We start from the raw sequence: 17,882 nt of genomic DNA, 5'->3' as shown, positions 1-17,882 counted from the left end.
GGAAAACTGAGCATGGTCGCGTTCGACGATCTCCTCCATGCCCGCTTGGGCGGCATGCAGGACGCCGTGAACGACTGGACGGAGACCGTCAAGAAACTGAAGACGCTGCAGGAGAAGGCCGAGAAAGGCATGCAGCACAAGGCGGAGAAGGCGGACTGGAAGGGCCAGAACGCCGGCATCACCCGCCCCTTCATCAAGAAGACCGCCAAGGAATTCGGCGACGCGGCCAAGGAAGCGGAGAGCATCCGGAACATCCTCCGGGACGCGCTGGCCGACTTCAAGGCGTCGAAGAAAAAGCTTGGGGCCATCGTCGCGGACGCTCCCGCCAAGGGAATCCGTATCGGCACCGACGGATCGGTGAGCTACCTCGTCCACCCCGACCGCCGCGGGAAGGACTATGAAGGGCCCGATCCGAAGCAGGCGGACTTCGACCACGTTCGAGCCGACATCAAGGCCGCCATCGACAAGGCCACCGAGGCGGACGAAGTCGCTTCCCGGGCGCTGGTCACGCTGGTCGGCAAGGACGAGCACAACTTCTCCGGCACCGACTACAAGTCCCTCAGGGACGCGAAGGCGGTCCAGGACGCCCAGGAGTTCGTCGCCCTCTCCAGGAAGGGCGCTCACGCCTCACCCAGCGAACTCGCCCATGCCAACCACCTGCTCAAGGAGCACACCGGCGACAAGCTCTTCGCCGAGAAGGTGGCGACCGGCATGGGTGGCAAGGGCACCATGACCTACTGGTCCGCGATCGTCGACTCCCACCAGGGCAACATGCCCAAGAAGGAACTGGCGACGCTCAAGGACCTCCAGAAGAACCTGGGCCTCACTCTCGCGGAGGCCACGCACTCCAACAGTGCGGAGATGCAGCGGTGGAAGAAAGACGTGATCGCACTCGGCGATCAGCAGTTCATCAGTGACCGGACCAGGGACACCACGGGGCCGTACGGCTTCCAGATCACGAGCAGCCTCATGCGTCATGGGGAGTTCGACCAGAAGTTCCTGAACGACTACGGCAACAAGCTGATCGACTACGAGAAGGACACCGACGCCCCGCAGTTGTGGTCGCACGGCGGGCAGTACTACGACGCCCTCAACTTTGGAGCGGCGAAGAACGATGACGGCAAGGATCCCATGACGGGGTTCCTTGAGGCCCTGGGGCACAACCCGCACGCCTCGACCGAGTTCTTCCACGACAAGGAACACTTCAACTACCTGACCGGCGTCGAGACCAAGAAGGGGCCCGACCCCAGGATCTGGCCCCAGGACAGCGCGAGCTTCGTGCCGAGCCCGGACCAGAAGCAGCAGTTGCCGGGCTTCGTCTCCCTGGGGCACGCGTTGGAGGCCGCCACGACCGGGCACAACTACGAAGCCGGCCCGTCCGCCGCGACATCTGTCCACTCCGCCGAGCAGGCCGACATCATGAACCGCCTGGTCACCAACATGTCCAAGCACCCGGACCTGGTGCGTGACGGCATGGCGGAGAGTCTCGGGCAGATCTCCGCCGAGTACATGCCGGACATTCACCGTGCGATCGACCCGCACAAGGGCGACATCGCTACCTTGTTCCCACACAAGGGATCGGACGCCGATCTACAGGAACAAGACGTGACGCGGTTCCTGCACACCATCGGTCAGGATCCGGACGGATACGCAGCCGTGAACCTCGGACAGCACCAGTACACGGCGAGCATTCTCGAATACCACATGAACCATCCAGGCGCCTACGTGAATACGCTTTCGCCGGACCACCACCAGGCGCTCACGCAGACCATCACGTCGATCAGCAGAGACGCCGGGGAAATCGAAGGCGTCATCGGCTCCGGCCGGGACTACGCCCTCGAGCACAAGCTGGTCGAGGGTGACAGCGCCTACAACACCGCTCTCGGAAAAGCGGGAACCTGGGCAGGAAGTCTGGCCGGCATCGGCATCGGTCTGGGCACGTCCGCCTTCAGCGGGCCAGGAGGAGCCGTCGCGAGTGGTCTGGCGGGTACCGCCAGCGGAGAGATCATCAACGGCATTGTGCAGGGCGCCAACCGGGACAGGCTGGACGGTCAGATCTATCGAGACGGCCAGCACTGGGAAGTGCTCAAGGAAGACACCGCTCAGACCACAAGGGATTCCCTCGCCGCTACCACCCTGCGGCACGACCCCAGCTTCCGGCTGTACAAGGAGATCTCCGACTCCGCGGTCGACGATGGTTTCCGCGCGGGGCAGAGCAACGTACAGAAGTACCTCAAGGGCGAAGTTCAGAGCAGCGGCCAGTAGCACCACCAGAAGGCAGGACCGTTTTCATGTCTAGGCAATTCACAGCAACACATCTTGCGGTCGCGGCGGCGCTGGCTCTGGTGGTCGGTGGCTCCGCAGGTTATTTCCTGGCTCCTGATGGAACCGAGCAGACGATCTCGGCAGACAGCGCTTGCCCCGAGGTAAATACGAGTGACAGCGCCTCCGGGGCTTTCAGTCGGCTTGTCGGGTCCGGTGAGAAAGTCCGCTCAACCGCGACCGAAAAGGGCTCGGTCACCAACTCCTACAGCTATTCGTGCTCCGTGCAGGTCAACGGACGGGGCAGGCTCCTTCTGTCCGCGGAGCTGACTGATAGTGGCTCCGTCAGTGACTGGCGGACGGATCTGGAGAAGAACGGCGACATCGGAAGCAAGAAGGACTACAAGTCGTTCACACTCGGCAGAGCAGGATCAGGCGTGGCTTCGCCCTTCTCCGCCGCCATCTACCTGCCGTGCGATCCCGCCGGTTCCAAACTGACCGTCAAGCCCAACCTCAGTGTCGAGGTCACGAAGCTCGACCGAGGAGGTGACGCGGACACCAACCGGTCCGATGCCGCCGAGGTGGCCCGCGCACTCGCCGCCCACGCACAGTCGGGAGCCCGCTGCGAGGACGCGGAGCGCTTGGGGACCGTCAAGTGGGCATGAGGCGCCGGGCAGTCTCCATACCGCGCGCTTTTCGCTTCGCGGGGTCGGCTGTCGCTCTGGCTATGACGGTCTCGGCCTGTGGCGCCGGTGACGAGGACGCGGGAGTCCGGGCCAATGAGGTGTGTGGGCGGTTCGCCCGTGCGCCTGCCGTGGCATCGGCGCTGGCGAAACTGGCCGGCACCGAGCGCTTCAACGAAGACTTGTCCGAACCCGCGGAAGCGATCGCGAAACTTCGTGCCGCAGACGGCAAGTACAACGAGCACGAAGATTTGTGGGAGGTACCCGAGTGCCTTCTGAGGGCGCCCGAAGGTGGTTATCCGCTCGTCACTCTGTATTTCAGAGAGGCTCTGGTCGTCCTGAAGCCGCAACCTGCGTTCTTCAAGGACTACACGTATTACCGGACCGGCGCCTCAGCGGCGTCCTTGCACCGAGCGGTCTCCATCTACTTCCACTGCCGGATGACGAAGCCCGAGAAGAAGAGCATCATCATCAACGCGCGCCTGGAGCGGGAGAGCAAGGTCAAGCTGTCGGGCAGGAGTGAAGTCGACGCCCAGATGCTGGTGGCGAACACTGCCGCGCTGAAGATGGCCCGGCAGGTCGGCTGCCAGGGAACCGACCTGTCACAGAGCCCGCCGCAAGCGATCTCAGGACTCTACGGGCCCCACTGACATAGCTCGTCCGAGTGAACGTCAAAGGGGCGCCACGCATGCGTGGCGCCCCTTTCAAGACTCAGGCCCGGCTCTGCGGCTCGGGCCCGGGCTCAGCCCATCAGCATCCGGAACCGGGCCGCGTTCCCCTGGTCCGTGTCCTGGTAGCCGACGACCGAGTCGTCGAGGAGCTTGGCGATGCGGGCGAGCTTGTGGGTCATCTGGTCCATCTGCTCGCTGCTGTCGCGCTGGATCTCGGCGTAGGCGGTCTTCGCCTCGCCCTCCCAGGTCTCGGCGACGGCCTTCACGCGGCGCATGAGGGTCTCGAGCTGTTCGGACAGGCTCTTGGCCGTGTTGCGGACGTCGCTGGCGGCCTGGGTGACGGTGTCGTAATTGACTGCGGTGCGGTCTGCTGAGTAGCTCATGATGCGTTACTCCCTCGTGGATGCGGCGGAATTCAGGCGAGGTCCGTGATGCGGCTCTTGACCTCGTAGGAGTTGTCGACCTTGCGGATGTCGGAGATCCGCTCCTGCTCCTGGTCGGTGAAGCCGCCCACGCTCGCCCGCATCGCCTCTTCCAGGTCGACGAGGTCGTCCTGGAGCTTCTTGAGGTTCCTGTTCACACCCTGCTGGACGGTGTCGAACTCCTTGCCCGCCGCGCCCTTCCAGCCGGCCTGGATCATGTCGACGACCCGGTTGAGGGACGTCACGCGCTCGCTCACCGTGTGGTGGAAGTCCCGGATGTCGTTCGCGAGTCCGGTGAGCGCGTGTGCGCTGAGGTCAACGCCCGAAGCCATACGTTCTTGCCCTCCTCTTGCTGCGACGGTGACCTTCACCACCGCGACGGGTCCGCCGGAACCGATGTCCCGGCCCTCCTGGCGGGCAAGCCCTGCTGCGTGTTCACGCGCCGCGTGCCGCAGCGTCGCACCGCCCCCGTGCGGTACCACAGTCGTGGCACCCGGAGCCACTCTAGTCATTCCGAGTGGCCCTTCCAACTGCAAAGTCAACATACGGGAGTTCCGGCTACCGGTACCGTGACGGCTACTGTCGGCACGATGCGTTGAAACGTGGGAGAGGGGTCGCCGCGCCATGACGGAGACGGCTGAGGAGATGAAGGCGCGCAAGGATCGTGAGCGCGACGAGCTGTACGCCCTCGACATCTCCGGCGTCGCCTGGCACTGCGCGCCCGGGGCCGAGGAGCACGAGGAGCGGGTGGAGATCGCCCACCTCCCCGACGGTGCCGTGGCCATGCGGTCCTCGCTCGAACCCGAGACCGTGCTGCGTTACACCGCGGCCGAGTGGCACGCCTTCGTACTCGGCGCCCGCGACGGGGAGTTCGACCTGACGCCCACCGAGCGCAACGGCGGCCTCAACGCGGTCGAGGAGACCGAGAGGGCGCGCGAGGCCGCGTCCGAGTAGGGGCACGGGCGGGGGACGTACCGGGTCCTCCGCGCCGGCCGAGCCGTCACCTCAGTTGTGCTCGTGCACGATCTACCCTCGGCCCAGCAGGCGGCTGCGCCGTGGCTCACGCTGCGGGGTTCCTGCGGCGGCGGCGCAGGTCGCGCGTGACGATGGCGGTGCCCGCGATGACGGCGACGAGGACGACGGCGACACCCAGCGCGTAGGTCGCGTAGCGCCGGTCGCGCTCCTCGCGGGACTCGGCCAGCGAGAAGGGCGCCACGTCGGGCACGGGGGCCTTGGACAGGCCGGGGTCGGGCGTGGGGCTGGCCGGTGCGGCGGCGAGGTCGGAGTCCTGGACGGCGCGTACGGGGTCGACGACGCCCCAGCCCACGAAGTTGTCGTGGCCGTTGACCGAGCGTTCGGCGGTCTGCTCGATGCGGGTGACGATCTGGGCCGGGCTCCAGTCGCCGTGCTTCTCCTTGAGGAGCGCGGCGACGCCTGCGACGAAGGGCGCCGAGAAGCTGGTGCCGTTGTCGGTGCACTGGCCGCCGCCGGGGACGGTGGACAGGATGTCCACACCGGGAGCGGCGACGCCGACGAAGGAGCCCGCCTGGGAGAAGGGGGCGCGTTCGTTGTTGCGGTCCGAGGAGGCGACGGCGAGGACACCCGGGAAGGCGGCCGGGTAGGTGTTCTTGACCTTGCCGTCGAGGCCGTCGTTACCCGCGGAGGCGACCACCACGACCCCGTGCGCGAGGGCCCGGCGTACGGCCTCGGCGAGGGCGGAGGTGCCGGAGAGCGGCTTGGTGGTGTCCTGGGAGATGTTGATGACACCGGCGCCCTTGGCCACCGCGTGGTCGATCGCCCTGGCCATCGAGTCGGAGTCGCCGCTGTTCCGCGCGTCGTTCTGCCGGATCGGGATGATGGTGGCGTTGGGGGCGAGTCCGACGAACCCGGTGCCCGCGCGGGGACGGGCCGCGATGATCCCGGCGACCTTGGTGCCGTGCCCGACCTGGTCGTCGGTGGGGTCGGCGCCCTTGCCCTTGGTCAGGAAGTCGCGGCCGAGCCCCTTGTCGACGGCCGGGGCGAGCTGGGGGTTCCTGGTGTCGACGCCGGTGTCGATGACGGCCACCCGGACGCCCTTGCCCTTGTCGGTGCCGCGCCACAGCTCGTCCAGCAGCACGCGCTGGAGGGACCAGGGGGTGCCCTTGACGGTCTTGGCGGGGTAGGTGCACTCGCCGCTGCCGTCCAGGTGGAGGGCGGGTGCGGGCGGGGCGGTGCCGAGGGTGGTCAGCAGTACGGCGGCGGTCAGCAGGGTTGCCTTCGCGGGCAGCACTCCTACGGCGCTCCTCATCGTGTTGTCGTCGCGTGGGAGGTGCGCGCTCACGAACCCTGCGGCTGGCGGGCGCCGTTGGTGTCGAGGCGGGGTCCCTTGGCGAGCAGTTCGGACCAGTCGGCGGGCACCTTGGCGGGCCGGACGTTCTCGTAGCCGAGTTTGACCTGGGCCTCGCTGGGCTCGGGGGTGCCGTCGGCGGACTTCTTGGCCTGCGCGCCGATGTCGGAGGTGCGGCTGTCGCTGTCTCCGTTGTTCTGGACGGCGTAGCGCAGGCCGGTGTCGGTGACCAGGAAGAGGCCGCCCGCGGTGGTCGCGGTGCCCTGGCTCTGGGTGTAGAGCAGGCCGGTGCCGGGGGTGACGTAGGTGCTGGTGCCGTCGGCGGTGATCTCGGCCGGGTAGTCCTTGCCGGCCCAGGTGCTCAGGGTGGTGGTGTTGTCGCCGGAGACCTCGCGGAGCACGCTGCACACGGTGTCGCGGCCGGAGGCGGAGTCGGCCGCGTTGACCCGGACGGCCTGCTGCTGGGGCCAGTCGGCGGGCTGTCCGGCGAAGGGGGTGGGGTCGGCGGTGAAGTCCTGGAGCCCGACGCTGCGGGCCTGGCTGTTCATGTTGAGCTTGCCGGTCTGGGGCGAGGTGATGAGCAGCCAGGCGGTGAAGTCGCTGACGGGCTGCACCTTGCCGGGCAGCACCACGTAGTTCTTGGTGCCCTCGCCGGTCTCGGTCCGCAGGACCATGCCGACCCTGTTCTCCTCGGCGGAGAGCTGGCCGGGCACCCCGGCGGGGTCGCCGACGTTCGCGGGCAGCCGCGGGAAGCGGATGGGGGCGCCCTGGTGGAGGGTGGCGAGCCATTCCTTGGTGACCGTCTGGGGCTGCCGGGTGCCGACGAGGGCGTTGGTCAGCAGGTCGTTCTCCGTGCCGGTGAGGGCGTACGCGGTGCCGTGGGCGTCGACGAGGTAGCGGGCGCCGGTGCGGGTCTTGACGTAGAGGACGTCACCGCCGTGGAGGCGGTCGGCGCCGTCCGTCCTGGGGGCGTCCCGCGCGGCGAGGACGAAGGTGGCCTGCTGGACGGTCTCGCCCTTGCCGCCCGGCTGTTCGCACACGGCCCAGCGCTTGGCGGTGCCGGCGTCGTCGGCGGCGGGGAGCCGGTCGGGGGCGTAGGGGATGCCGAGGATGGGGCCGCGCGACAGCTTGCCGGAGTCGAGGATCTTGTCGCTGACCTGGATGACCTGGTAGCCGGCGTCGTTCATCAGCAGGCGGGCGGAGGCGAGGTTGAGCACCGGGTGCAGGCGTGTGGTCTTCCCCGTCTTCAGTACGACGTACCGGGTGGTGGACTGCTTGCCGACGATGACCCGGGTTCCGGGCTCGTCCCAGCCGGCGGGGGCGGTGGGCTGGAACATGCCCCAGGCGCCGAACACGGCCAGCGTCAGCGCGCCCGCCACCAGGGTGGGTACGACGGCACGCAGCGGCTTGGGGGCGCCCTCCTCGGTCCCGGACGGCGACGGCTGGAGGAAGGCCGCGAGGGTGCGCCTCTTCGCAAACGTGTAGGCGTTGAGTTCATCCCGCCGTGATGCCATAAGTGCCTGCTTCTCCCCGTTGTCGCAGTGGCGGGCACCGGTCCCGCGCCGCGATGTCAGACCGGCCCTCTACTATGCATGGTGGCCGCCGGTGCTGGTGGAGCGGGTAGGGTACCGGGGCCTTGAAGGGACCCGAATGGGATGCCGGGACCCGTGAGTTGTGAGTGATACGGGGGGATTCGGTGATGGCTTCCGTTACGCGGTCGCGCTTGCGGGGCCGGGCGCGGGCCGAAGAGCCGCGCGCGCCCGGGCCGGAGTCCGGCGGCGCCCCGGCCGTGCCGCCGCGCCCGGCCACTCCTTCCGGGACCCACTTCCGTACGACGGGTGGGCAGGTCGGATCGTTTCGCCTGCAACGGCTCGTGCTGCTGGAGCTGGCCGTCGCCGTCCTGGTCGTCGGCTGGGTGATCTCACCGTTCGCGCTGATGCCCGCGGGGCTGGTCGCGCTGGCGCTGGTGCTGCTGGCGGTGGTGCGCCGCCGAGGCCGCACGCTGCCCGAATGGCTGGTCACGGCACGGGCGTTGAGGGCGCGTCAACAACGCGCCCGGAACACGCCCGTCCCACCGGGCACGGAGCCCGCGCTGGTGCCCGCGCTCGAATGCGAACCCGCGCTGCGGACCTACTCGTACGGGGGACGCGACCGGCGCCCGGTCGGCATGGTGGGTGACGGCACGTTCCTCACCGCCGTCCTCCAGGTGGAGGCCGACGCGACGGCACTGCGCGCCGACCGCAACCGCCAGCCGCTGCCCCTGGCCCTGGTGCGGGACGCCCTGGAGGTCGACGGCATCCGGCTGGAGTCCGCCCAGGTGGTGCTGCACACCCAGCCGGCGCCCGCACTGCACCTCCCCCAGCAGTCGGTCGCCGTCGCCAACTACCTGCCGCTGCAGGAGCAGACGGGCGCTCCGGCCGTCCGGATCACCTGGATCGCGCTGAAGCTCGACCCGGAGCTGTGCGCGGAGGCCGTAGCGGCGCGCGGGGGCGGACTGACGGGGGCGCAGAAGTGCGTGGCGCGGGTCGCGGACCATCTGGCGAGCCGGCTGACGGGCGCGGGCATGCGGGCGACCATCCTCGACGAGGAGGAGCTGATCGGCGCGCTCGCCACCTCCGCCTCCGCCAACCCGCTGGTCACGGCCGAGGCCGGGCGCGGTGAGCGGCGCGAGCGGCGCACCGAGGAGTCCGGGCGCGGCTGGCGCTGCGACAACCGTCGGCACACCACGTACTGGATACGGCGCTGGCCCCGGCTGGGCGGTGAACGGGGCGAGACGCTGCCGCAGTTCGTCGCGCTGGTCACGGCGACCCCCGCGCTGGCCACCACGTTCAGCCTCACCCTGGCGCGGGCGGAGCGGCAGGAGGTCGCGCTGACCGGTCACCTGCGGGTGACGGGACGCAGCGACGACGAACTCGTGGCCGCGCGCCGCTCGCTGGAGGGCGCGGCCCGGCACGCCGGTGCGGGGCTCGCCCGGCTGGACCGTGAGCAACTGCCGGGAATGCTGGCCACGTTGCCGCTGGGAGGCGCGCGATGACGAACACGCGGACGGCCACCGTCCCGGAAGCGCCCACGCGCGCGGGGTCCGGGCTGCGCCGGGCCGGGGAGCGGCTGCGGCAGGGGTTCGGGCTGCTCGGCCCCCGGCACGGACGGCACCTCCTGCCCGCCGCCGAACTGGACGCGCTCGCGCTGCCCATCGGGGACGACGGAGTGGTGGCCGGGGTGGACACCGAGGGCCGCCCGGCGGTGCTGGGCGTCAACCGGCCGACCCCGTACGACGTGGTGCTGATCGGCGGCCTCTGGACGGCACAGGTGCTGGCGCTGCGCACGGCGGCCACGGGCGCGCGGGTCGCGGTGGAGACCGGCCGGCCGCAGGCGTGGATGCAGATGGTGCACGCCATGGGCGGCGGGCAGAACGGGCTCTCGGTGTACGAGGTGGGCCGGGTACCTCCGCAGGGCGCCTCCGCGGGCACGCCGGTGCTGGTGGTGCGGGACTGCGGGATGCGGCCGCCGCGCGGGCGGGTTGCGGCGGGGCCCTGGCAGTCGGTGGTGACGCTGCTGCCGTATCTCTCCCCGGTGGCGCCCCGGTTGCTGCGCCAGGCGCGGCTCACCGGCATCCAGCGGGTCTCGCCGGACGAGGCGGCCGAGCTGGGGCGCACGATGGGGTTGTCGCGGGCCGAGGTCGAGTCGCTGCCGGGTCTGCCCGACGGGGTCACCCTGTGGTGCACCGACCGGGACCGGCAGTACGTGCTGACGCAGCCCACCGACGCCGAGGTCGGGCTGCTGGGCAACCCGCGCCGGATGGACTGAACCGACCTTTCTCGCCCGCTTTGTTCGTGTTGTGAGCGTTCCGGGTATGAACCGGGCCTGCCGGGGTGGGGCTCGTGGTGATTAGGCTGGGCGCGGGCGCGATGCCGAAACCTGCGGACGGGCGCCGTCCCTGGGGGGAGCACCGGTGGACCGGACCGTTGTAGGGCCCGGTCGCCCCGGCACGCGATGAAAGTGCTCGACCACACCAGGAGGAACTGTGAGCAGCGATCGGGACGGTATGCGCGGGGGCTGGGCCACACCCGACGACGACCAGCCCGACGCGGAGTCGGCGGTCGAGAACACGGGCGAGTTCACCATCGATTACGCGCCGCCCGCCTGGTACACGCAGAACGCGTCCGCCTCCGGCGGTTCGGCCGGTGGGGGTACGCACGGTTCCGGTGAACCCGGCCCGGTGCCACCGTTCCCGGCGACGCCGCCGGCTCCCGGTGTGCCGTTCGCCCCGGCGTCCGGGTCAGGTACGCCGCACACCCCGCCGCCCGTGCCGCCGGCCGGTAATCCGGTTCCGGCGGCGCCGCTGCCCGCGGGGTTCGAGGCGCAGCAGCCCGAGAGCGCTTCGGCGCCCGCCGGGCCGGGCCCCGAGCCGGAGAACGGGGACCTGGAGAGCGGCGCCACCATGCGCTTCTCCGCTGCCGCGCTGAAGCGGGAGATCGCGGAGCGGGAGGCGGCCGAGGACGAGGCGGCGGACAGCGGCGAGGAGAACGCCGAGGGTGAGCCAAGCGCGGCTACGGACGCGGATGCTGCCTCTGCCTCTGCCGCGGACGGCGACGACGAGCCGTCCGCTGCCGCTGAGACCCATGACGAGGACGGCCGGGCCGAGGCGGAGTCCGCCCAGGACGAGCCCACCGAGGACGAGGCCGAGCAGGAGGCCGAAGCCCCTGAGGCCGACGCCGAGCACGAGGACACCTCGGAAACTCCGGCTGCGGAGCCCACTGCCGCCGAGACCCCCGCCGCCTGGACTCCCCCGCCCGCCCCTCCTCAGGGTGGCGTCCCCCCGCTGCCCCCGTCGTACCAGCCCGCCGCGCCCGCCCCGGCGGCGCAGTGGCCCGCGCAGGCCGGTCCCATGCCGGGTCAGCCGCCGCACGCGCCCGCGCCTCCGCAGCAGCCGCCCGTCCCGCCGCAGCCCGCCCCGGCCGCGTGGGACCAGTCGGCCCCCGACCAGCCCGCCCCGCCGCCCGGTTACGGCTTCCCGCCCCAGCAGCAGAGCGCCCCGCAGCCGCCCCCGGCGCCGGGTTACGGCTTCCCCGGCCAGCCCAGCCCTCCTGCCCAGCAGCCTGGTTACGGCTTCCCGCAACAGCAGCAGCCGACGGCCCCCACCCCGCCGCCCGCCCCTGCCTTCCCCCACCAGCAGACCGGCCCCTCCCAGCCGCCCAACCCCCCTGCCCCGCCCGCCGGTTACGGCTTCCCGCAGCAGAGTGCCCCTGGGCAGCCCCCGGCCACCGAGACCCCGCTCCCGGCCACCGCCTTCCCCCACCAGCAGACCGACTCCCCCCAGCCGCCCAACCCCCCTGCCCCGCCCGCCGGTTACGGCTTCCCGCAGCAGAGTGCCCCAGGGCAGCCCCCGGCCGCCCCCACCCCTCCCCCGGGTTACGGCTTCCCCCAGCAGCAGACCGACTCCCCGCAGCCCAACCCGCCTGCCCCGCAGCCCGGTTACGGCTTCCCGCCGGGGCCCGGGGGGCAGCCGCCCGTCGACCCCCGCGCCGGGGCCGCATGGCCGCAGCCCGTGCAGCACGACCAGCGGCAGCCCACGCATCCGGGAGCCGCGCCGCTCGGTTACACCGCGGCCGTGGAGCTGTCCTCCGACCGTCTGCTGAACAACAAGCGGCAGAAGACGCGCAGCGGGCGTCCCGCGGCGGCAGCGTCCCGGTTCAAGCTGGGCGGCAAGAAGGAGGAGGCGGAGCGGCAGCGCAAGCTGGAGCTGATCCGCACCCCGGTGCTGTCCTGCTACCGCATAGCGGTGATCAGCCTCAAGGGTGGCGTCGGCAAGACGACCACGACCACCGCGCTGGGCTCCACCCTGGCCTCCGAGCGGCAGGACAAGATCCTCGCCATCGACGCCAACCCGGACGCGGGCACCCTCGGACGCCGCGTGCGCCGGGAGACCGGCGCGACCATCCGTGACCTGGTGCAGGCGATCCCGCACCTGCACTCGTACATGGACATCCGCCGGTTCACCTCGCAGGCGCCCTCCGGTCTGGAGATCATCGCCAACGACGTGGACCCGGCCGTGTCGACCACGTTCAACGACGAGGACTACCGGCGCGCGATCGACGTGCTCGGCCGCCAGTACCCGGTCATCCTGACCGACTCCGGCACCGGGCTGCTCTACAGCGCGATGCGCGGGGTGCTGGACCTCGCCGACCAGCTCATCATCGTCTCCACGCCCTCGGTGGACGGCGCGAGCAGCGCCAGCACCACCCTGGACTGGCTGTCCGCGCACGGCTACGCCGACCTGGTCTCCCGTTCGATCACCGTCATCTCCGGGGTTCGCGAGACCGGAAAGATGATCAAGGTCGACGACATAGTGGCGCACTTCGAGACGCGCTGCCGGGGCGTGGTCGTGGTGCCGTTCGACGAGCATCTGTCGGCCGGTGCCGAGGTCAACCTCGACATGATGCGGCCGAAGGTGCGCGAGGCGTACTTCACGCTCGCGGCGATGGTCGCCGAGGACTTCGTACGGCACCAGCAGGCGCACGGGCTGTGGACCCGGGACGGGAACCCGCCGCCGGTCGCCGCGCCGCCAATGCCGGGACAGCAGGCTCCCGGCCAGCCCTATCCGCCGCAGCAGCCGCAGCCGCAGCAGCAGCCCCAGCCGTTCGTGCCGGGCCAGCAGCAGTACCCGTACCCGCCGCAACAGCAGCCGCAGCCGCAGCCGCAGCCGGGTCACCCGTACCCCCCGCACCCCGGTGCGCAGCAGTACCCGTACCCGGGCCCGCCTCAGGCGCAGCCCCCTCAGGCGCAGCCCCCGCAGCCCCCGCAGGCGCCGCCGCAGCAGTAGCCGGAGACGGCGAAGGGCGGCCGGTGCCCGGCACCGGCCGCCCTTTCATGTCCCCGGGTCCTACGCGTCCGCGGCCACGATCTCCCGGCAGCGCTCCACGTCCGCGCCCATCTGGACCAGCAGGTCGCCCAGCGAGTCGAACTTCGCCTGGCCGCGCACATAGGCGAGGAACTCGACGGCGACGTGCATCCCGTACAGGTCGAGGCCGACGCGGTCGATGGCGTAGGCCTCCACCGTGCGCTCGGTGCCGTCGAACTGCGGGTTGGTGCCGACCGAGATCGCGGCCGGCATCGTCTCGCCCTGGGCGTACAGGTATCCGGCGTAGACGCCGTCGGCGGGGATCGCGGTGTGCGGCAGGGTCTCCACGTTGGCGGTGGGGAAGCCGAGTTCACGCCCGCGCTGGGCGCCCCGGACCACGACCCCCTCCACCCGGTGCGGGCGGCCGAGGATCTCGCGGGCGCCGGCCACATCGCCCTCGGCGATCAGGTTGCGGGTCAGCGTGGACGAGAACGGCTTGCCGCCGCCCGCCTCCCCGGTGACGTACAGGTCGACGATCTCCACCTCGAAGTCGTAGACCCGGCCCTGCTCGGCGAGGAAGTCCACGGTGCCCGCCGCGCGGTGCCCGAAGCGGAAGTTCGGGCCCTCCACGACGGCCTTGGCGTGCAGCTTGTCGACCAGGACCTTGACGACGAACTCGGCCGGGGAGAGCTGCGAGAACTCGGGGGTGAACGGCAGGACGAGCACCGCGTCCACACCGAGGTCCGCCATCAGTTCGCAGCGGCGCGGGTGCGGGGCCAGCAGCGGGGGGTGGCTGCCGGGCCGTACGACCTCGCTGGGGTGCGGGTCGAAGGTGACCACGACGGCCGGGACGCCCAGCTTGCGGGCGCGGTCGACGGCGTGCTCGATGATCAACTGGTGGCCGCGGTGGACACCGTCGTACGACCCGATGGTGACGACGCTGCGCCCCCAGTCCTGGGGGATGTCCTCCAAGCCACGCCAGCGCTGCACTGTGACCGCTCCTCGAACCCGTGTCCGTGTCTGACTCTTGTGCAGGTCCAAGAGTGCCATGCCAGGTCACCGGGCTCCGCATCGGTACGCCCCCTGTGACCGGACGCACGCGGAAAACCCCTGCTCACGCGGGTACGGGCGTCCCGGCGCGCTCCTCGATCGCGCGCCGGACACCGGGGCCGAGGACGGCGGACCACTCCTGCGGCGCCTCCGTCAGCCAGCGGGCGAGCCGGGCGCCGAAGCCGGGCAGCTCGCGGACGAGGCCGGTCAGCCGGTGGTCGCCGCCCCCGGGAGTACGGCCGAGGAGCCGGGCGGTGCGGTGGATCAGCCCCCGCGCCTCCTGCGCCGCCGGGCCCGCGCCGTCGCTGTCCACGAGGGTGGCGGCCGCGCGCAGGACCGCGACCAGCACCTCGGGGTCCCGTTCGTGGGCGAGCAGCCGGTCCAGGAGTTCGCGGCGCAGCGGGGTGGTGGCCGGGGTGCCGGGAGCGACGAGTACGGCGGCCAGGGCGGCGCGGGCCGGCTCGAAGCCCTTGCCGAGCAGCCCGGTGAGCAGTGGCAGCAGCTCGGTGCGGGCGGTGGGGCCGTGGCCGAGGCGGCGGTCGACGTACTCGGCGACGTAAGGAGCCGCCTCGGCGCGGGGCGCGACCGTCTCCCGGACCAGGGCGGCGATACGGCGGGCGGGCGCCGGGTCGGTGACCTCGGCGAGCGCGCGCAGGGTGACGGCGAGGTCGGGGCCGCCGCGCAGCCGGGCACGGAAGGCGTCGAGCACGGTGTCGGGGTGGGTGGTCAGGGCCGGGAGGAGCGCGGTGGGCGGCAGGCCGCGGTCGCCGGCCGTGAAGTGGCGCAGCGCCCTGGGCAGGTGCTGGTCGCGGCTGACCGGGTCGACGACCAGCAGGGCCAGTGCGCCGCCGTGCAGGGCGCGGTCGGCGGGACGGGCCAGCAGGGCGTGGGCGGCGCGGCGCAACAGGGTGTGGTCGGCGCTCGTGCCGGTGTGGGGCGCGGTGCGGCGGGCGAGGACCAGGGCGGTGGCCCGGCGGCCGGGGTCCTCGTCTCTCGCCCAGCGGTCGACGGCGCGGCAGGCGGCGGAGGGTTCGTCCTCGGCGAGGACGGCGAGGAGTTCGACGGCTCTGCGGTGGCCGCTGTCGATCAGGGCCTCGGTGAGGTGGTCGAGCGCGCCGTGGCGGTGGGTGTGCAGAAGGGCCTGGGCGGCGGTGGCCACGGTGGCGTGCGGGGTGGCGGGCAGCGGGCGCTCGTCCTCGAACCAGCGGGTGAGGTGCGGCTGCCCGGCGGCCGGGTCGGCGGCGAGCAGCCGGGCCGCCGCGTCCAGATACCGCTCCCCCGCCCCCTCGGCCACCGCCGGGTCGGCCGGCACCAGCCGCCGCAGCAGGGCGAACCGCTCGGCGTCGGGCAGCGCGAGCGCGGTCCAGAAGGCGGCCCCGAACTCCGCGGGCACCGCCCGCCCCGCGCGCCGCCAGGCCACGATCCGGTCGGCCAGGAAGCGCAGCTCCTCCCGATAGGGCAGCGCGTCCGGAGTGCGCAGCAGGGTCCGGGAAAGCAGCCGGGCGGCCCACCAGGACCCGGGGTCGAGATCCAGGGCGTCGGCCAGTTCCCGCAGCCGGAAGGCGAGTTGACGGGTTCCACTACGGCGCCCGAGGAGCAGCAGGGCTTGGACCACGGGCCCGATCCGGTGGCGCGGCACCGGCATCACCCCGGCCGGCCGCTCGGCGCGCGGGCGGTGGACCAGGACGTGCAGTGCCTCGTCCAGGTCGAGATGCGTGCCCTGCACCCAGTCCGCGAACTCCTCGTGGGCAAACCGGTATCCGCCCCCGGAGCGGACCAGCAGCCCCTCTTCCAGGACGGCCGACGCCCAGCCGGTGCCCCCGCCGAGCCGGGCCGGGGCGCGTCCGGGCGGGAAGACGGCCTTGAAGCTCTCCCGGTCCAGCACGCCCCGCCCGTGCCCGAGCGCGTGCCGGGCGGCCTCGTGCACCTGCCCGGCGACCCGGGTGGCGAGGCGTCGTACGGCGGTGTCGTCGAGGCCGTCGGCGGCGGCGATCCGCTCGGCGACGCGGAGGCAGGCCAGGTCGAGGTGGGCCGCGAAGAGATCGTGCCGGTCCAGCGGGCGCGCGGGCGCGTCGACCGGGAGCTCGGACAGCAGGCGCAGGGCGAGCGGGTGCCGGGCGTCGGCTTCGCAGAGGGCGCCCTCGGGGACGCCGTACCGGGAGCGGGCGGTGCGGGCCTCCTGGCGGGTGAGCCCGGTCAGGCGCAGGCGCGCGGGGAACTCCTCGGCGACGCTCTCCCAGAACTCCTCCCCGCAGGCCAGCACCAGCCGGGCCCCGGTGGCGCGCAGCCACGCGGCGGTGTTTGCGGCCCACGCGGGCAGTAGGGCGGGCGGCATCTCCTCGGGGGCGTCGAGACAGAGCAGCAGCGGGCGCCCCTCGCGGGCGGCGAGCGCGGCCGGCTCTTCGGGGTCGAGGCCGGCGAGGTCGGCGGGGCGGGCCGGCCCCGATGCGGCGGCCACGGGCGCGGCCCGCTCCAGCGCGCGGCGGACGGCGTCGGCCACGGAGTCGTCGGTGTCCCCGAGGTCGGCCCCGCGCAGCCACAGTGTGGGAGCCGGGGCCTCGCTCTGCCGGCGCCGAGCGGCGAGCGCCGCCAGCTCGGTCGTACGGCCGCTGCCGGGGTCACCCGTGAGCGCGAGCACGGCGTGCGGACCCGCCGTGAAGTCGTCCAGCTCCGCTGCCACCGAGGCCCGTCCGACGATTTTGGGCAGCCCGGTCAGGGTGCCGGGCGGGCCGTCCTGGCTGACGGAGGCGGCGCAGAGCTGGAGGACCCCGGCGAGGTTGAGATCGGCGCCGTAGGCCGGGACGGTGGTCGCGTTGCGGACGAGCAGCGCGGTGAGCTCGGGGTCCGTCTCGTCGGCGGGGCGTACGGGAGCGGCGAAGCCGCAGTCCCGGTCGGTGGAGCGCAGAGAGGCCCCGAGGACGCCGAGGACCGCGCCGGTGCGGGCGTCGAGGACGGGGCCGCCGGTGGTGCCCGCGCCGGGCCGGAGCGCGTCGCGGGCCGCGGTGCCGAGCGCGAGTTCCAGGGCGTCGTTGAGCACCAGGCCGCCGTCCCCGACGGGACAGGCGGCCGGGGCGGCGGTGAGCACCCGCGCCTCGCGCCAGCCGCCGGCGGCGAGACGTACGTAGGTGCCCGCCTCGATCCGGTCGCGCACGGTCAGCGGCAGCGGGGCGACGCCCAGGTTCTCGGTACGGACGAGCGCGAGCCCGTGGCGCGGCAGCGGCACGACGGCCTCGGCGTCGACCGCGCGCGTGCGGTCGTCGGCCGCGCGCAGCACGAGCCGGTCCGCGCCCTCGACGGCCTCGTGGCTGGTGAGCAGGGTGCCCTGGTGGTCGGCGAGGAAGCCGACGCCGCGCAGCCGCCCGGACAGATCGCGGATCTGCACCAGGGCGTCCGCGCCGTCACCCAAGCCGCCGCTCCCCGGTCGCGGCCCCTCTCCCGCCATCGTCCCGCCTCCCCAGCCGTGCGCCCTCGTCTCGCCTCGACGGTAGGCGCGCGATGATCACCGGAACAGGGCACGGGGAGAAAGCGCCCCCTTCCGCTCCCCCGGTTCACTCCGAGCGCCCGGCCGGACGGGTGAATCGGCCGTGCGGAGTGGATAGACCTCAGGGGTGGGGGAACCGAGGGGGG

13 protein-coding genes are annotated in these 17,882 nt (G+C 72.2%); 7 read left to right on the top strand and 6 right to left on the bottom strand.

The annotated features are described in order from the left end of the window. Positions 1-12: 12 nt before the first annotated feature. From EV284_RS11450 to EV284_RS11440, 3 genes are all read left to right on the top strand, one after another. Positions 13-2,265, top strand: coding sequence for a DUF6571 family protein (locus EV284_RS11450; protein WP_130332858.1), 2,253 nt, complete (start codon positions 13-15; stop codon positions 2,263-2,265). Between the two features lie 26 nt (positions 2,266-2,291). Then, the gene (locus EV284_RS11445; protein ID WP_130332856.1) at positions 2,292-2,927 is read left to right on the top strand and encodes a hypothetical protein; all 636 of its coding nucleotides are present in this window, start codon (positions 2,292-2,294) and stop codon (positions 2,925-2,927) included. 62 nt (positions 2,928-2,989) lie between these two features. Next, a complete protein-coding gene (locus EV284_RS11440) occupies positions 2,990-3,595 on the top strand; it encodes a hypothetical protein (protein WP_130332854.1) in 606 nt (201 codons plus the stop codon). A 92-nt stretch (positions 3,596-3,687) separates the two neighbouring features. Here EV284_RS11440 and EV284_RS11435 read toward each other — a convergent pair whose 3' ends face one another. Then, positions 3,688-3,999 (bottom strand): WXG100 family type VII secretion target, encoded by a 312-nt coding sequence (locus EV284_RS11435; RefSeq protein WP_130332852.1) that lies wholly within the window; start codon positions 3,997-3,999, stop codon positions 3,688-3,690. 32 nt (positions 4,000-4,031) lie between these two features. Then, positions 4,032-4,370, bottom strand: coding sequence for a WXG100 family type VII secretion target (locus EV284_RS11430; RefSeq protein ID WP_030816816.1), 339 nt, complete (start codon positions 4,368-4,370; stop codon positions 4,032-4,034). A gap of 292 nt (positions 4,371-4,662) precedes the next feature. Between EV284_RS11430 and EV284_RS11425 the strand changes: the two genes are divergently transcribed. Continuing rightward, positions 4,663-4,992: a DUF397 domain-containing protein gene (locus tag EV284_RS11425; RefSeq protein ID WP_130332850.1), complete on the top strand. Its 330-nt coding sequence runs from the start codon at positions 4,663-4,665 to the stop codon at positions 4,990-4,992. Positions 4,993-5,098: 106 nt separating this feature from the next. Here EV284_RS11425 and mycP read toward each other — a convergent pair whose 3' ends face one another. Further along, positions 5,099-6,325 (bottom strand): type VII secretion-associated serine protease mycosin, encoded by a 1,227-nt coding sequence (mycP, locus tag EV284_RS11420; RefSeq protein WP_130332848.1) that lies wholly within the window; start codon positions 6,323-6,325, stop codon positions 5,099-5,101. Positions 6,326-6,354: 29 nt separating this feature from the next. Beyond that, positions 6,355-7,878 (bottom strand): type VII secretion protein EccB, encoded by a 1,524-nt coding sequence (gene eccB / locus EV284_RS11415; RefSeq protein ID WP_130332846.1) that lies wholly within the window; start codon positions 7,876-7,878, stop codon positions 6,355-6,357. A gap of 185 nt (positions 7,879-8,063) precedes the next feature. On the opposite strand from eccB, the gene eccE reads away from it, so the two are divergent. The 3 genes from eccE (at position 8,064) to EV284_RS11400 (ending at position 13,187) form a co-directional block, all read left to right on the top strand. Next, positions 8,064-9,398 (top strand): type VII secretion protein EccE, encoded by a 1,335-nt coding sequence (gene eccE, locus EV284_RS11410; RefSeq protein WP_207228998.1) that lies wholly within the window; start codon positions 8,064-8,066, stop codon positions 9,396-9,398. After that, on the top strand, positions 9,395-10,171 hold the full coding sequence (locus tag EV284_RS11405) for a hypothetical protein (protein WP_130332842.1): 777 nt from the start codon (positions 9,395-9,397) through the stop codon (positions 10,169-10,171). Before eccE ends, EV284_RS11405 begins: the two co-directional genes overlap by 4 nt. Positions 10,172-10,388: 217 nt before the next feature. Next, positions 10,389-13,187: an SCO5717 family growth-regulating ATPase gene (locus EV284_RS11400; protein WP_165425503.1), complete on the top strand. Its 2,799-nt coding sequence runs from the start codon at positions 10,389-10,391 to the stop codon at positions 13,185-13,187. Positions 13,188-13,247: 60 nt separating this feature from the next. Here EV284_RS11400 and EV284_RS11395 read toward each other — a convergent pair whose 3' ends face one another. After that, positions 13,248-14,195, bottom strand: coding sequence for a bifunctional riboflavin kinase/FAD synthetase (locus EV284_RS11395; RefSeq protein WP_130332840.1), 948 nt, complete (start codon positions 14,193-14,195; stop codon positions 13,248-13,250). A gap of 124 nt (positions 14,196-14,319) precedes the next feature. Then, positions 14,320-17,697 (bottom strand): serine protease, encoded by a 3,378-nt coding sequence (locus tag EV284_RS11390; protein WP_130332838.1) that lies wholly within the window; start codon positions 17,695-17,697, stop codon positions 14,320-14,322. Between the last annotated feature and the right edge of the window lie 185 nt (positions 17,698-17,882).

This window comes from Streptomyces sp. BK022 (assembly GCF_004217355.1).
In the GTDB taxonomy this organism is placed as follows: domain Bacteria; phylum Actinomycetota; class Actinomycetes; order Streptomycetales; family Streptomycetaceae; genus Streptomyces; species Streptomyces griseoluteus.
Note: the sequence above shows the minus strand (reverse complement) of the source record. Positions and strands in the feature narration are given on the sequence as shown.

What these genes read in the sequence shown, in the direction of transcription:
- EV284_RS11450 (WP_130332858.1), top strand. Translation starts at nt 13, where the DNA reads ATGGTCGCGTTCGACGATCTCCTCCATGCCCGCTTGGGCGGCATGCAG.
- EV284_RS11445 (WP_130332856.1), top strand. Translation starts at nt 2,292, where the DNA reads ATGTCTAGGCAATTCACAGCAACACATCTTGCGGTCGCGGCGGCGCTG.
- EV284_RS11440 (WP_130332854.1), top strand. Translation starts at nt 2,990, where the DNA reads ATGACGGTCTCGGCCTGTGGCGCCGGTGACGAGGACGCGGGAGTCCGG.
- EV284_RS11435 (WP_130332852.1), bottom strand. Translation starts at nt 3,999, where the DNA reads ATGAGCTACTCAGCAGACCGCACCGCAGTCAATTACGACACCGTCACC.
- EV284_RS11430 (WP_030816816.1), bottom strand. Translation starts at nt 4,370, where the DNA reads ATGGCTTCGGGCGTTGACCTCAGCGCACACGCGCTCACCGGACTCGCG.
- EV284_RS11425 (WP_130332850.1), top strand. Translation starts at nt 4,663, where the DNA reads ATGACGGAGACGGCTGAGGAGATGAAGGCGCGCAAGGATCGTGAGCGC.
- mycP (WP_130332848.1), bottom strand. Translation starts at nt 6,325, where the DNA reads ATGAGGAGCGCCGTAGGAGTGCTGCCCGCGAAGGCAACCCTGCTGACC.
- eccB (WP_130332846.1), bottom strand. Translation starts at nt 7,878, where the DNA reads ATGGCATCACGGCGGGATGAACTCAACGCCTACACGTTTGCGAAGAGG.
- eccE (WP_207228998.1), top strand. Translation starts at nt 8,064, where the DNA reads ATGGCTTCCGTTACGCGGTCGCGCTTGCGGGGCCGGGCGCGGGCCGAA.
- EV284_RS11405 (WP_130332842.1), top strand. Translation starts at nt 9,395, where the DNA reads ATGACGAACACGCGGACGGCCACCGTCCCGGAAGCGCCCACGCGCGCG.
- EV284_RS11390 (WP_130332838.1), bottom strand. Translation starts at nt 17,697, where the DNA reads ATGGCGGGAGAGGGGCCGCGACCGGGGAGCGGCGGCTTGGGTGACGGC.